At 62.7% G+C, this 14,393-nt stretch carries 9 protein-coding genes; 1 reads left to right on the top strand and 8 read right to left on the bottom strand.

The window, feature by feature from the left end:
- The 3 genes from EJ903_RS23975 to EJ903_RS23965 form a co-directional block, all read right to left on the bottom strand.
- Entirely contained in the window at window positions 1-3,471 is a 3,471-nt protein-coding gene (locus EJ903_RS23975) for a glycosyltransferase family 2 protein (protein WP_126620246.1), read from the bottom strand.
- Window positions 3,472-3,656: 185 nt separating this feature from the next.
- On the bottom strand, window positions 3,657-5,030 hold the full coding sequence (locus EJ903_RS23970; RefSeq protein ID WP_126620244.1) for an ABC transporter ATP-binding protein: 1,374 nt from the start codon (window positions 5,028-5,030) through the stop codon (window positions 3,657-3,659).
- Window positions 5,020-5,862: an ABC transporter permease gene (locus EJ903_RS23965; RefSeq protein WP_210211545.1), complete on the bottom strand. Its 843-nt coding sequence runs from the start codon at window positions 5,860-5,862 to the stop codon at window positions 5,020-5,022. Before EJ903_RS23965 ends, EJ903_RS23970 begins: the two co-directional genes overlap by 11 nt.
- 442 nt (window positions 5,863-6,304) lie before the next feature.
- Here EJ903_RS23965 and EJ903_RS23960 point away from each other — a divergent pair, with 442 nt between their 5' ends.
- Window positions 6,305-8,032 carry a tetratricopeptide repeat protein gene (locus EJ903_RS23960; protein WP_126620242.1) on the top strand — a complete coding sequence of 576 codons (1,728 nt, stop codon included), beginning with the start codon at window positions 6,305-6,307 and terminating at the stop codon, window positions 8,030-8,032.
- Here EJ903_RS23960 and EJ903_RS23955 read toward each other — a convergent pair.
- The 5 genes from EJ903_RS23955 to EJ903_RS23935 all read right to left on the bottom strand — a co-directional run bounded on the left by EJ903_RS23955 (window position 8,008) and on the right by EJ903_RS23935 (window position 13,544).
- Window positions 8,008-9,276: a tetratricopeptide repeat protein gene (locus tag EJ903_RS23955; RefSeq protein WP_246015911.1), complete on the bottom strand. Its 1,269-nt coding sequence runs from the start codon at window positions 9,274-9,276 to the stop codon at window positions 8,008-8,010. The two genes, EJ903_RS23960 and EJ903_RS23955, sit on opposite strands and share 25 nt — an antisense overlap.
- 209 nt (window positions 9,277-9,485) lie before the next feature.
- The gene (locus tag EJ903_RS23950; RefSeq protein ID WP_126620238.1) at window positions 9,486-9,908 is read right to left on the bottom strand and encodes a hypothetical protein; all 423 of its coding nucleotides are present in this window, start codon (window positions 9,906-9,908) and stop codon (window positions 9,486-9,488) included.
- 276 nt (window positions 9,909-10,184) lie between these two features.
- Window positions 10,185-11,297 carry a glycosyltransferase family 4 protein gene (locus EJ903_RS23945; RefSeq protein WP_126620236.1) on the bottom strand — a complete coding sequence of 371 codons (1,113 nt, stop codon included), beginning with the start codon at window positions 11,295-11,297 and terminating at the stop codon, window positions 10,185-10,187.
- The gene (locus EJ903_RS23940; RefSeq protein ID WP_126620234.1) at window positions 11,294-12,277 is read right to left on the bottom strand and encodes a glycosyltransferase family 2 protein; all 984 of its coding nucleotides are present in this window, start codon (window positions 12,275-12,277) and stop codon (window positions 11,294-11,296) included. The genes EJ903_RS23945 and EJ903_RS23940 overlap by 4 nt, the downstream gene beginning before the upstream one ends.
- 325 nt (window positions 12,278-12,602) lie before the next feature.
- The gene (locus EJ903_RS23935) at window positions 12,603-13,544 is read right to left on the bottom strand and encodes a replication protein RepA (RefSeq protein WP_126620232.1); all 942 of its coding nucleotides are present in this window, start codon (window positions 13,542-13,544) and stop codon (window positions 12,603-12,605) included.
- Window positions 13,545-14,393 lie beyond the last annotated feature (849 nt).

The raw sequence follows: 14,393 nt of genomic DNA, 5'->3' as shown, positions 1-14,393 counted from the left end.
TCAGATGCCTTCTTTTTCAAGCTCTTTGCGAGTCGCAGGCTCGTCCGTGCGCAGCCAGGGCCGAACGACGCGCGGCGGAAAGGCCAGACTGAAATCGGGCGCGTCCAACGTCAGGTTCGGGTTGTAGAAGGGATCCTCGACAAGAGACTGCCCCCACCGTTCCTTCATGTAGGCGATTTCCCGGCGGAAGCGGTCGATCTTGTCGGGAGCCGTGTCCGAGCCACGCGACGCCGATTCCAGATGGTAAAGCTCGGCAAAGGGCGTCCACACCAGCCGATACCCGGCGTCGCGCACCCGCAGGCACAGATCGACATCGTTGAAGGCGACGGCCAGATGGGTTTCGTTCAAGCCGCCAACCTCGTCGAACACCGCCTTGCGCATGATGAGGCAGGCCGCCGTGACGCAGGACATGTTCTGCGTCAGCATCAGCCGGGCGAAATGGCCCGGATGCTCACGCGGAAGATGCTTGTGGATGTGGTTGGCCACCCCATTGATGCCGGTGATGACGCCGGCATGCTGGATGGTGTCGTCGCCGTAATAGAGTTTGGCCCCGACGGCACCGATCCCCGGGCGCAGAGCGTGCGCCACCATTTCGGTGAGCCATCCCGGTTCGATCACCTTGATGTCGTTGTTGATGAGGCCGATCACGTCGCCTTTGGCCGCGCGCACGCCAAAATTGTTGATCGCGGAGAAATTGAACGGCCCATCGTAACGGAGCACCCGCACCCGGTCCCGCCCCTCAAGCGAGGCGAAATAATCGAGTGTTTCCTTTTCCGCGCTGTTGTTGTCGAGGATGATGACTTCGAGATTGGGATAATCTGTTTCGGTCAGCAGCCCTTCGACGCATTGGCGGAGGAGATCGACCTTGTCGCGGGTCGGCACCAGCAGCGACACCAGCGGGGCCGGGGTCGGCATGGGATAGATCATGCGGGTGTACCATTGGGCACCCGGGGCCGGGACCACCTGCACGGGTTGGCCGGTGCGCTGGAAATGATCCTGCAAGGCCCGGCGGGCGGCGTCGGTCGCCGTCGGCAACGCCACCGTGGAGAAGGAGGAGGAGGAGGAGAACACCCGCCAATGATACAGAATCGTCGGAATGTGGCGGATGCGCTCGGCAACGGTTTTTTCCACGGCGCGCAAGACCAGATCGTAATCCTGGCTGCCCTCGTAACCGACCCGGAATCCCTTGATCTCTTCCAGCAGCGTGCGACGGAACACCCCGAGATGGCTGACCATGTTCTGGCCATGGAACAGGTCCGGGTTCCAGTCGGTCTTGAAGTACGGATCGTAGCGGTGGCCGTTCTCGTCGATCTTGTCTTCGTCGGAATAGATGATGTCGACGTCGGGATGCCGCAGAATCTCGTCCACGACCGCATAGAGGGCGTGCGGCGGCAGTTCGTCGTCATGGTCCATCAAGGCGACGAATTCACCGGAAGCCAACGCCAACGCGCTGTTGCTGGCGGCGGAAATGTGGCCATTGGTGGGACGGCGGATGGTCTTGACCCGCGAATCGCGGGCGGCGTATTCGGCCAGGACCGTCGCCACATGGGGGGCCGTGCTCGCGTCGTCGGCGATGCACAGCTCCCAATGGGGGTACAACTGCTCCAGCACGGTGTCGAGCGCGCGGCGGAGATAAAGTTCCGGCGTGTTGTAGACCGGCATGACGATCGAGATCAGCGGTTTGCGCGGCATCGCCTCAATCGCCTTGGAAATCGCGTCGCGATCAAAGGCGGTCAGCGTGTCGTAAAGCTGGATCCAACTGTCGTAGCTGCCCACCACCATGTTGGATTGCAGCTTTTCCAGCAGCTTGTGCTTGGTGGCTCCCAACCCGTGCTGGCGCAGGTAGCGCAAGCCGCGCGGGATCTGTGTTTGATGGGCCTTGAGGAGACGGGCCAAAAGCTGGATTTTGCCGATTTCCTGGATCGTCACATCGTCCAACCGGAATTGGGCCGGCCGGTCGGTCGGATCCAGGCGCACGCCTTTGGTGTCGAACGGCAAATGCACCAGAGCTTCCACGGTGCCGTCGATGACCGGCGGCAGGCGCTGGGCCAGTTCCTCGCCAAAACCGGCTCCCCGGTCCAGATAGAGCACGGGTGCCAGCGGAACCGTGGTGTCGGACACGCGGTAACGCAGGACGCACCACCCCGTTGGGACGCTGCCCCTGTTCGACACCAACCGAAACGCGGGGTCGACGCCGAACGTCTCAAACCCGCCGCTGGCCAGACGGGTGATGTCGTGCATCGGTTCCAACGCCATGGTGTGGAGGCGAGAGCGGTGCAGATGGCGCAACCTGCCAGCCAAACGCCCCAGCTTGCGCACCGGAGCGGACAGCTTCCATGAGGTGGACGTCACCATGGCTTGGAGGAGCTGGTCGCGGGCGTGAATCACACCGTGCAGCGCGTCGTTGGCGGCGCGCAGCTGCGCAATCTCCCCATGGAGACGATCCGACAGCGCCCGGCGTTCCGCGTGCAGACCTTCGGCTTCCTTCTCCAGGCGGCCGATTTCGTCGCGCAGCGCGTCGATCTCGTTTTGCCGTGCCGCGATGATGCCATCCAGATTGGCGATGTGGGTGTCGCGCGCCGCCGTGCCTTGCTGGATGACGGCGATGGACTGGTCGCGTTCCGACACCGTGGTCATCAGGGCGCGGATCTCATCGACGCGCAGACGAACCGTTCCGTGCAGGTCGGCGATCGTCTGTTCCAGGTCCAGGATGCGGCGCGCGCGCTCCTGGGCCTGTTGGGTTTCGATGACGCCACCGCCGAGCCGGTCGAAGAAGGCGCGGATCTGTTGGGTTTTCCCGGCATCCCGACCGGCGTCGAACAGCCAGCGGATCGCCTCCGTCCAATCGCTGCCCACGGCCAGAACGCCCAACCCATTGGAATGAAGAAAGGCGAAGGACGGGTAGCGGGCCGTGACCTCGTCCCACAGTTTCCACACACCGAAATCGCCCTTGCGGACGTTGATGTCGTGAAACAGGACAACGCCCCGGTCGCTCATCTTCGGAAGCCAGGTTTCGAAATCGTGGCGCACCGCGTCGTAAGTGTGCAAACCGTCGATGTGCAGAAGATCGACGGAGCCGTCGGAGAAATGACCGACCGCATCGTCGAAGGTCATCCGCAGCATGCGGGAAAACGCGCCGTACCGGGGATCGTGGAAATCGGCAAGCGCCCGATGGACATCGTCGCCGTAATAACCGGCCTGGGGATCACCCTGCCACGTGTCCACCGCGTAGCAGGCGGTCCCGGTGTCGAGCAGCTTCACCGCCTGGCAGAAGGCGGAATAGGAGTTGCCGGTGTGGGTCCCCAATTCGACCAGCGTGCGCGGGCGCATCGCGTCGATGACCCACAGGGCGAAGGGCGTGTGCCCCAACCAGGACGCGGGCGCGACGATGAGATCCGGGGTGAGGAAACTGATGGGCCGGCAGAGGCGCTGAAGAGTATCGGAAGCCGCGTCCTTCAAAAACGAATCCACCTGCGCCTCTTATTCTGCCTGGTTCGATCCCGGGCCTGTCCGGAGTCTGTCATGGGGTGCCGTGCGTTCGGGCCACGGCTGCCGACAGAGATACGCTGACACACCGACGGAATGCAAGCCGCACTCCGGGCGCGTTTTTGCGGTGCCACAGCGGGCTGTGGCACCGTTGTAACGCTTTTTCGACCTCAGTCCGCTTCCGGATCGATGGTGATGGCCAGCATGGGCATGCCAACCAACCCACGAACCACATGGCTGGCGTGAACCTTGAAGAACAGGGCGTCGTCGATCCAGTGGTGCTGCGTGTGGTCGTTCTGCGTGCCTTCGGCAAGCGCAACGGTGACAGAGAAATCACCGCTGGGCAGATACGGCATCTGGAAGCGGAAGCGCGCGGCAAAGTCCCGCCCGGCCGCCACGGTGATGGGGGAGAGCTGGTAACTGAGAAAAGTGTTGTCGCCGAACAGGTTCTGCCCCAAACGGTCCTTGATGTAAAAGCCAACGATGGGCCGGAAAATCTCCCGTTCCGCCCGGCACGTGACCTTCAGCACGACAACCTCGCCGCCTTCCAGAACCGTCAGCCCCCGTTCCTCCGCGTCCAGGATGGAAACATTGGTGATGCTGGCCCCGCGCTCGCCGAACCAGGGGCTGGTGTCGCTGAAGTCGAACAGTTCAATGACGTTGCGATGTTGGGAGGATTTCAGCAGTTCGGTCCGCGCATCCTCCACCGGTTCATCCATCTTGGCCGTCGGCAGGGCCTGGCGGCTGCCGCCGATGCGGAAGCTGCCCGCGTTGTCCTGGCCGCTGTACAGGGCGGCCAGATAATCGTGACAGACATCCTTGGCCGGGCCGACCGCCCGCACCGTCCCATTGTCGAGCCAGACGACGCGGTCGCACAGATTCACCACCTGCCCGGTGTCGTGCGACACAAAGAACAGGGTTCCCCGCTCCTTGAAGCGGTGGATGAAGCGCATGCATTTCTGGGTGAAGGCGGCATCGCCCACCGCCAGGATTTCATCGACGATCATGATGTCGGCGTCGACGTGGGCGGCGACGGCAAAGGCAAGGCGGGCGTACATGCCGCTGGAGTAGAGCTTGACCGGCTGGTCGATGAAATCACCAATCCCGGCGAAATCCGCGATGGAGTCGTAACGCTCGTCGATCTGCTCGTTCGACAAACCCAGAACCGAAGCGGCAAGATGCACGTTTTCCCGACCGGTGAACTCCGGGTTGAAGCCGGCCCCCAGTTCCAGCAGCGCGGCGATCCGGCCATCGACCACGATCTGTCCGCAGGTGGGCGTCAGCGTGCCGCACAGCAATTGCAGGAAGGTGGATTTGCCGGAACCGTTGCGCCCGATCAAACCGACCGTTTCCCCCCGGCGCACCTCCAGATCGACGCCGCGCAGCGCCCAATACTCGTCGTAATATTTGCGCCGACCGCGCACCAGCATCTGTTTCAGCCGGTCCTGCGGGCGTTTGAAGATGGCGTATGCCTTGCCCAGCCCTTCGGCACGGATGACGATGTCCGCTTTGCTTTCGAGCGGAACGGTTGAATCAGACGACATCGGCAAACCCCCGGCGGGTCTTCATGAACCACAGATGACCAAGCCAAGCCACCCCCCAGGATCCCAGCGTGGCGAGCAACCAATGGCTCAAGGACGGCACATGCCCCCAGAACAACAACTCTTTTGACTGTTCCAGGATGGCCGTCATCGGGTTCAGGTGCAGGATGGGGCGGATGTCTTCGGGAATGGCGCTGATCGGGTAGAAAATCGGGCTGAGGAACATCAGCACCGTCACGCCGACCCCCACCACCTGGCGCACATCGCGCAGGAAGACGCCGACCGACGCAAAAAAGCAGGTCAATCCCAGAGTGGTCAGGCACAGGGGAACCAACACCATCGGCAGAAGCAGCGTCGTCACCGGAGGCAACCCGGCGGTGAGCAGATGGAAGACCATCAGGATGACAAAGCCGATGCCCGCGTTGAACAGCGCCCCGACCAGCGCCACCACCGGCAGGATTTCCAACGGAAAGACCACCTTCTTGATGTAACTCACATTTTCCAGCAGCAAGCCGGGTGCCCGGTTGAGGCACTCGCCCAGAACGTTGAACAGGATCAGGCCGGAGAACAGCAGAAGCGCAAATTCGCTGTTGCTTTCCCCTGCCGTGCCCCAGCGCGCGCGGAAAACCACCGAAAAGACGAAGGTGTAGACCGCCAGCATCAGGATCGGGGTCAACACCGCCCAAACAATCCCCAGCACCGACCCCCGGTAACGGGCGTCAATCTCCCGTCGGGCCAGCCGCAGAATCAGGGAGCGGTGATGCCATGCGGTATGGAAAGGGGCCAGAGGGCCGGAAGCAGCAGCTTTTGATGCTGTCGACTGAGACTTGAACAATTTAAAATATTCCCCGTCCGCGACTGCCCGACCATAGCGTCACGCCCCGCCACCGTTCAAGCGAAAGAGACCCTGCGCCGCGCACCCCTGCCCTCTCCCTTCGATGCGCGCTCCCGTGATGGAACCCGGCCGGCCATGAGCCTGACGCTGGGTCCTTCCACACTCAAGGCAAGAACCGTTATCCTGGAGACGGGGGACTTGGGGACGGGGGCTTGGCCCGCGCCGGTTCAGCGCCACCGCCATCACCGCACACACGCAAGAGGAAGCCCGGTCATGCAGCGCGCGCCTTCAGCCCGCCCAACCCACCGGCCTCACCCATTTGCAGCGGCTGGAGGCGGAAAGCAGGAGAGCTGTGTCTGATGCCAAAGGAAACGGATGCCCACCCCAGCGCCGCCACCCCAACGCCGAGGCTGCAACCGCTGAAGTGGTGGTGCACACGATCATGACACCCTCTCAAACCGTGACGACGGTGGGCGACGCCTTGCGTCTGGCGGTCGGCCATCACAACGCGGGACGGTTGACCGAAGCGATGGCGCTCTACCGGCTGGCGCTGCGCGCCCATCCAGACAACACGGACGCGTGGCGGTTGTTGGCGCGCGCCGCCGCTGGAAGCGATGCCCCGGCGTTGGAGCGGTGGTGTCTGCAACGGCTCCTGGCTCTGTGCCCAGCGGACCCGGACGGATTGGCCGCTTTGTCCGGGCTACTGACCCGAACACAGGAAACCGACAAGGCCCTGCGCTCCGCCGGTGCGGCGTGGCGGTGCGCGCCCTTGCAGGTCTCCGCCGCCTTCCAGTTGGGGTTGAGGCTGCACGCTTCGGGCCTGTTGGAGCCTGCGGCGTCGGTCTTTGCCCACGCCGCGTTGCTCACCCCTGGTGAAGGGATGGTGCACATCAACCGTGGGGCTGTGCTCCACGCCATCGGTCGCTCAAGCGACGCCGAACGCAGCCTTGCTCGCGGCCGCCGGGTGATGCCCGACGCCATGCCCGGCGCGGTGAACAGCGCGTTGGTTGCCATCGCCGAAGGGCGCTTTGCCGACGCAATCCATCACGCAACACGGCTGATCGTGAGCGTTCCCGACTCTGTTCAGGGGTATGCGGCGCTTGCCAACGCACAGGTGCAGGTGGGGGGAGCGCGGGCGTCCGTCTCCGCGTATGATCGGGGGTTGCGGTTGGAGCCGGACAACGCCCCGCTGCGCCTCAATCGGGGAATCGCCCGGCTCTTGGACGGGGAGCTTGGCAGCGCGTGGGACGACATGGCCGCGCGTTGGATTGTCACGCCCCCGCCCGAGAGCGCGGCGCACACCGCGCTTCCGGTCTGGGATGGGCGGCCCATTCCAGACGGGCGGCTCCTGCTGTGGGGAGAGCCGGGACTGGGGGATGAGATCCTCTTTTCAGGGCTTGTGCCGGATTTGATCGCGGCGGGCATCGCCTGCACCATGACCTGCGACGCACGGCTGGTCCCACTGCTGCAACGGTCTTTGCCAGAGGTGAGGGTGCGCGCCCGCGTGGTTCCCCCCGAACCGGCCGATGCGGATGTGGCGGTTCATCGGGCGCTGGGGGATCTGCCGGGCATTCTTCGACGGGCGGTTGGCTCCTTTGCCAACCAACGCCCTCACCTGGTGGCTGACCGGTCCCGCGTGGCGGCGTTGCGGGCGCATCGTGGCGGGGCAGGGCCACGCGTCGGCCTTTCGTGGCGATCTGCCGCCAGTGGGGAACGGTCCGTGCCGTTGGAGCAGCTTGTGGCCGCGCTCGAACCGGTTCTGGCACCAATCGGCGGGGCTCTGGTCAGTCTGCAATATGGGGCAACGGCGGACGAGCGGGCGGTTGCGGGTGTGCAGCACGACAGCGGGGTTGATCCGACCACGGATGTGGACGGTCTGGCCGCGCTGATGGCTGGATTGGATTTGGTTGTGACGGTGGACAACACCACCGCACACCTCGCGGGCGGGTTGGGGATCCCGGGATGGGTGTTGCTGCCCGTCGTCCCGGCCTGGTTCTGGGGATGGAGCGGCAGCGGCAACCGCTGGTATCCGGGGTTGCGGCTGTTCCGTCAGCCGGAGCCAGGAGCCTGGGCCCCGGTGTTGGCGGAGGTGGCGACGGCGTTGCGGGACATGATGACAGGCCTTGCGGACGCCGCTTCGCCCCATCACCCCTTCAACGCCACCACCTGACGCAGAGCCTGCTCGGCGGCGGAAAAAACACCGTCCCAGTCGCCCGGTATGGTCTGGCGGAACAGCCGCATCGACGGATACCAGGGGGTTGTGTCACCTGTCGTTCCATACACCCAATAGGGCGTGTATTGCAGAAGGTTCCACACCGGTCGCCCCAGCGACCCGGCAAGGTGCGCCACGGAACTGTCGGTCATGATGACCAGATCGAGCCGTTCCAACACCGCCGCCGTGTCGGCGAAATCATTGAACTCCGGCCCCAACGGCGCGATCAGGGTGGACGTGCCGAGGGTCGCCAGTTCCGCCTCCGGCGGCCCTTTCTGGATGCTGTAGAGCCGGACGTTGGGAACCTCGAGAAAACGCAGAAAGCGGGTCAGCGCGGCGGCGCGGCGGGCGTTGTCCTTGAACGTGATGCGACCGGACCAGATGATGCCGACCTTCACCGTACCGTCGCGCCCTGGAACCAACCTTGCGGCCTTGGCGCGCGCGTCGTCCGGAATCGTCAAACGGACGGGCGGCGGCACAGTTTCGCTGGTGGTTCCCAGCAGGTGGGGCAAACTCATCAACGGGCAATGGACGTCGTAGGCGGGATAGGCGGTTCCAGCCCGCATGAAGCCGTCAACCCCTTCCAGCCTGCTCAACAGCCGCATCAGCTCGGGATGGCATTCCATCAGAACCCGACCGCCGCGCGCCTTCACCATCGGCAGATAGCGGGCCACCATCAGCACATCGCCAAACCCCTGTTCGGTGGTCAGCAGAATGGTTTTCCCATCGAGTGGGCCACCATCCCACATCGGTCCCGGCGCAATCCGGCACTGGTAGGTGGGCAGCGACAGGCGGGCGTCGTAATGCCTGAGTCCTTCGGTGTAGCGACCAAGTTGAAGCAGGGTCAGGGCGCGATCCCACAGCAGCGACGGCGAGTCGGGACGGGCGCGAAGCGCGGTGTCGATGGCGTCCAGTGCCCGTTCAAACCGTCCGCCATGACGCAGCGCAACCACAAGATTGGACAGCATGTTGGGATCGCCCGCAGACAGGGCGACGGCGTGCTCTTGCGCGGCGATGGCTTCGTCGTAACGCTCCACATCGCACAGGACATTGCCCAGATTGGTCCAGGCTCCAACATGACGGTCGTTGTATTGCAGCGCCCGCCGCTGGCACGCGATGGCGGCTTCGGGTTTGCCAGCCTGCCGCAGCAAAGCGCCCAGCGCGCTCCAAACGTTCGGGTCGTTCGGTTGCTGTGCCAGCATCTGTTCCACGAGGTCGATGCTAAGACCCTGTGTGCCTTGGGGTCTTGCGTGGGCGGCCTCTGTCATGTTTGCCTTCATCTCAATCGGTCACTGGGGATCAGCGTTTTGTGGTGCTGGCTGGAGGCCAGAAAGGGGATAAACGGCTGCCTTGGGAGAGTCAAACCATCCCTCAGCGACCCTTTGGCTCCTCTTGCTTCCGGTTTTGCGTCTCAGCGACGGCGGAGATCCTGGAGATCAATGTCGTCGATCCGAAAACCCGCTTGGCGCAGAGCCTTCAGCACAATCACCTTTTGTGCGGTTCCTTCACGGGCGGCGGCCTGGCGCAATTCCTCCACCAGATAGTCGGGCAGCATGGCTTGCCAGGGTCGGGTCTGGGCAGGCCGCACAAAGGCGGGAGCGGGGGGCGTTGCGGCTTCTGCGCCACCCGTTGTGTTGGCTGGAGCGGGAGTCGTCGGAGGGGCCGCGGTCGGTTCGGTATCGGTCGGCAGAAAACCTTTGCTCAATCCGTATTGGCGAATGGGGTCGATGTCGTCGCTGTTGCCCCCGCCGCCAATCCCAATGCCGCCCAGTGGAGGGCGGACCTGTTTGGCTGTGGGCCTTGGCAATGGTTTGGCAGGGGTGTCGGTGGACATGGCCTCTCCGGTCAAACAACGATGGCCGGGGGTTCCGGCAAGCCATGAAGCATTATCATGATTTTTGACGGCGTTCCTGCGATTCACATCCTCCGCGCGCTGTGTGGGAACAGAATGCGGCTGGACGTGGCCTCCGCATCACAGGCGACATAAAAACATGATTTCATGTAAATGTTTCATATGAGTTTATTATGTTAGAATATGATTTGTTGAAATGATCTGCTGAAATGTCTTTGGAGCGTCCTTGCCCTGAAACCCCTCATGGCATGAGAAACATCAAATCCGCTTGTGTCGACACGCGCGCGCGACCGTTTCCAAGGCCTCGGCCAAACGCGGAGCAACAGCCTGGAGGTTGAAGCGTTCTTCAACCAATCGCCGTCCAGCCGCCCCCATGCGGGCACGCAACAGCGGATCCGACGCCAAACGGGCGAGCGCTGTCGCCCATTGCTCCGGCTCTGATGCGAGGAAGCCGTTTTCACCGTCACGAACCAACGTCGTGTTGATGCCAACCGGTGAGGCCACCACGGGGATCCCGGCCGCCATATACTGGATCAGCTTGTAACCACACTTCCCGCGCTCCCACGGGCCATCCACCAACGGCATGATGCCAACGTCAAACCGCCCGAGCAGAGCGGTTTCCAGATCCTCGCTCCACAGTTCGTGCACAACGGAGATGCGACGGTTGAGACCGGTTGGTTCAGCGCCATGCGCACCGACCAGCAGCAGTTGGACAGCGTCGCTTTCCGATCTCCCGGCCAGCTCGGCAAGAGCCTCTGCCACCTGCGCCAAATATGGGGCCGAGGATGGCGACCCCATCCATCCGATGGTGAAGGGCCGCCCAGACGGGACCGGGCGGGCAACGGGCGGTGGGTAACGGTCCAGATTGATCACCGTTGGAATCTCCACCACCGACCGGGCACCGGCGGCCCGTGCCCAATCGGCCAGATGGGGGTTGCCGGCGACGACGGTCTGCGCACCCTGGGCCAAAGCTTCCAGCTTGCGCCCCAGCAACGCGCGCACCGGCGCGGCGCGGTGAAGGCCGTAGCGGTGGAACCATGCGTCATCCAGATCCATCACATACGGGATCCGGCGGAACAGCGCGCGCTCGATCCCCGCCGGCAGCCATGGCAACGCTTCCTTCTCCAACCAGACCAGATCAAAGCGCCCGGCATCCAGCATGCGCGCGATGCGTTGGCTGTAGGCGATGGCAAGCCGGAATGGGTTTTGCCGTCGCCCGGCGTACAGGTCGAGCAGATAGGAATCGTTGAACAGAGGTGAGGGCGTCACCGTGATGCCGTGGGCTTTCAAGGCCGGAAGAAAATCGAGGAACCGCAGACGGCTCGACGCGCCCAGGCGATCATAGCGGTTGAGCAGCAGGACAGACGTCATCCATGGCCTCGCATCAGGCGGGGAAGCAAATGTGGCATGTCGGCCCACAGCCGGGCCACGCCACCCAAAACCCCCATTGCGTCTTGTGGACGGCGACGCAACACCGCCTGCGCCAACCGGGCCAGCGGTTCCATGAACAGGGTGGCCAGGGTGACAGCCAACAACGCCAAGGCACCATGATGCTTGGCTGTGAACAACAGCCGGCTGCGCCACCCGTAAAACAGGCGGGTGGCGCGCACCTGATCGGTGGTCCCGCCGCCCTTGTGATAAGCTGTTGCTCCGGCGAAATGCACAACACGCCAATTGGCTTGCCGGACCCGCAGGCACAGATCCACATCATCGAAATACACGAAAAAACGCTCGTCAAAGCCGCCCAAATCCTGAAACAGCGAACGGCGGATCATGAGAAAGGCCCCCATCGCCTGATCAACGTCGCGCGTGTCCTTGTGATCCCATTCGATCATGAAATGCGGCGGAAACAGGCTGGGCATGACACTGTCCAGGCCAATCGCCTGGGCAACCAAACGTCCGGGGGAGGGACGCCGGGCGCAACAGCGTTGTGTCCGTCCAGTCTCGTCCAACAACTGCACATCAAGCGCGCCAATGCGGTTCGAGGATGGATCGGCGAGGAAAGAGAAAACTGGTGTCAGCGAGTTTGCGGACAGCCGCGTGTCCGGGTTCAGGAACAGCAACCAGTCGGCCTTTGATCCTGCCGCACCTTGGTTGCAGGCGGCGGCAAACCCACGATTCTCGGTGTTGGCAACAACGGTCAGCGGCAATCCGGTGGCGATGGTTTCCAGGCCTACGGCGGATCCGTCCTGTGACGCGTTGTCCACAATGGTCATGGATTCCAACCTGAAACCACCGGTCAGCGCGCCAGCCAGTGAATCGACGCATTCCCGCAGCAAATTGCCCGCGTTCCAATTGACGGTGACGATCCGCAGAGAGGGTGAGCTATCGGACGGGGACGCAGGGATCATCGTGTGGCCATGGGCGCGTGTGGGGGGCCAGAGGGATCTGGTGACGGATCGCTTCCAAGGCGGCGACAGGACGATGGATCCGCGTGCTCATCATTCTGTCAAGCTTGCGGGCTTGCAGCTGGACGTTTGGACAGGATCACGATCGACGCCGATGCGAGCGTGACGGATGGTCCGTGTGCGGTGGCCCCGGTTTCGCCTTCTCATCGCCAGCGATCATTCCGTTTCCCCCGGCGTTTGGAGTCTTGTCGCAGGGGGTAAGGGGCCTTTGATGTTGGAAATGGCATTGATCTCCCTGGCTTTGCGTCAGCAGGACCAGGGGAACCGATCAACGGCAAAGCTGCACGAATTTCCGTTCTGGGATTGGCGGAGGCGAAGGGTGAAGCATCAACCCTTGTTCTTCCACATCGACCCGGGCGTCTGGGTATACGGCAAGGGCCAGTTGCAACGCCTCGATAAAGCGTTTGCGGAAATCGCGCAACCGGCTGTAACCCGCGCCAAACTGTTCAAACACCGCAGGCCAGGTGATTGGTGTTGACCGAGCAAGGCTATGAAGCCGATACGCGAGCCAAATGTAGATATCGATGCTGGTGCTGTTGTTCTGGATGTGGCGCAGGGCTGGTTCCCAGATTGGCACCGGGTGGGCTTTGAGCTCACGGAAGAACGCCTCTGACAACAGAACCTTGTCTTCCCACAAGGACCCTTGGTCGTTTGTCCCGCCATTGGTTGAGAAATGGATCCCGCCTTTGACGATGGATCCCTTTTCGAAACCGATGCTGTGGGCGTCTTCCCAGGCGAAAGTCAGGTTGCACGCGGCAATTCTCGAAGCCTGTTCCCGGATGTCCCGGTAGGTCTGGCCGCCCACGGAAAGCCCCATCCGATCCAACCATTCATGCATGCTGCGGCCCAATTCGACTTCGCGGCTGTCGGTCTGGATGGCACGCGTTTGCAGATAGAGGAGAATCATCCGCGCCCGGCTGCCATATGGAACGCCGTAAAGCTTAAAGCCGCCGTTGCGAATTGGCAGTCGACCGGGTTCGATCAGCAAACGGATCTTATGCCCGCGCCGCTCCCATGGCTGATCATCGGGAAGTCGCCGATGTGGAAGAGCGGTGAGCGCAAAACCTGAGTAGGTGATGCCAAGCTCTTGTCGTTCCTCTTCCAACACGGCGGCAGCGACATCGACTAGCGAGCGCTGATCCGGATCTGTTTGGAGGGCCTTTGCCTGGTCACGTCCAAGCTGGGTAATCAGGCTGTGTATCTGTCCCATAGCGTCTGACCTTGGCAGGACTTTGCGGAAACGCCTATAGCACGCTGGTTTGGTCTCAGCAATTTGGAGTCTTGTCGCTCAAACTATTTGTATGGATATTTGAATCTGTTATTAGTTTGAGCGACAAGACTCCAGTAGAGAATCGCGAGTCGCGCGACAAAACTCCAGAATTTCCGCGACAAGACTCCAGCGGATAGTCCTGATTCCCTGTGGATTTCCCGATCATCGCGACAAGACTCCAGATCTGACATTGCGAGTCGTCGTTGATTCTGCACCGAATCGATTCGAAATCGGCTTTTTCCGAGTCGCGAGGGGCAGTCGGATGAGCCGTTGACCCTGTTTTCCGCTTCGGTTTGGAGTTCTGTCGCGCCTTGGGTTTCTGCGGGGGGAGGGCGGTTGGGTGTTCTGCTTCGCCGGATGAGGCTGTGCCTCGCTTTGAGTCGTTGGAAGCGCCGAGGGCGCGACAAGACTCCAATTCCATCCTGGGCGGATCCGGTTGGTCGTGATGGGTGCAAGCCTCTTGGAAGGCGCTGTGGCCCGCAGTCTGGAGAGCATGAGGCAAGGTTTGGCTTGCGGTCTTGTCGCACGAAGGGTGGTTGGCCCGGTGTGCCGGGTCGCCGGACACGCTGAGTGTTGTTGCGCAGTCTGAACCGTGTGCAGTCTCAACGACCAAGCGTCCGTTGGGCTTGTCGCCAATCAGCGGAACGACCATCCGGCTTGTGAGCTTTGCAGGCGCGAGCCTGCGGAGCCTCTGTCGCGTTTCCCTCTGTGCCAATGACGGTGAGACATCAGCCCGGCTGAAGTTTAAGCTCGAGGGCGTAGGAAATTCATCGCGTGACCATGCCCAAC

The sequence above is a fragment of the Azospirillum griseum genome (assembly GCF_003966125.1).
GTDB classification, from domain to species: Bacteria; Pseudomonadota; Alphaproteobacteria; order Azospirillales; family Azospirillaceae; genus Azospirillum; species Azospirillum griseum.
Note: the sequence above shows the minus strand (reverse complement) of the source record. Positions and strands in the feature narration are given on the sequence as shown.

Coding starts and splice junctions, on each gene's coding strand:
- EJ903_RS23935 (WP_126620232.1), bottom strand. CDS start 13,544: ATGGGACAGATACACAGCCTGATTACCCAGCTTGGACGTGACCAGGCA.
- EJ903_RS23960 (WP_126620242.1), top strand. CDS start 6,305: ATGACACCCTCTCAAACCGTGACGACGGTGGGCGACGCCTTGCGTCTG.
- EJ903_RS23940 (WP_126620234.1), bottom strand. CDS start 12,277: ATGATCCCTGCGTCCCCGTCCGATAGCTCACCCTCTCTGCGGATCGTC.
- EJ903_RS23945 (WP_126620236.1), bottom strand. CDS start 11,297: ATGACGTCTGTCCTGCTGCTCAACCGCTATGATCGCCTGGGCGCGTCG.
- EJ903_RS23955 (WP_246015911.1), bottom strand. CDS start 9,276: ATGCTGGCACAGCAACCGAACGACCCGAACGTTTGGAGCGCGCTGGGC.
- EJ903_RS23950 (WP_126620238.1), bottom strand. CDS start 9,908: ATGTCCACCGACACCCCTGCCAAACCATTGCCAAGGCCCACAGCCAAA.
- EJ903_RS23970 (WP_126620244.1), bottom strand. CDS start 5,030: ATGTCGTCTGATTCAACCGTTCCGCTCGAAAGCAAAGCGGACATCGTC.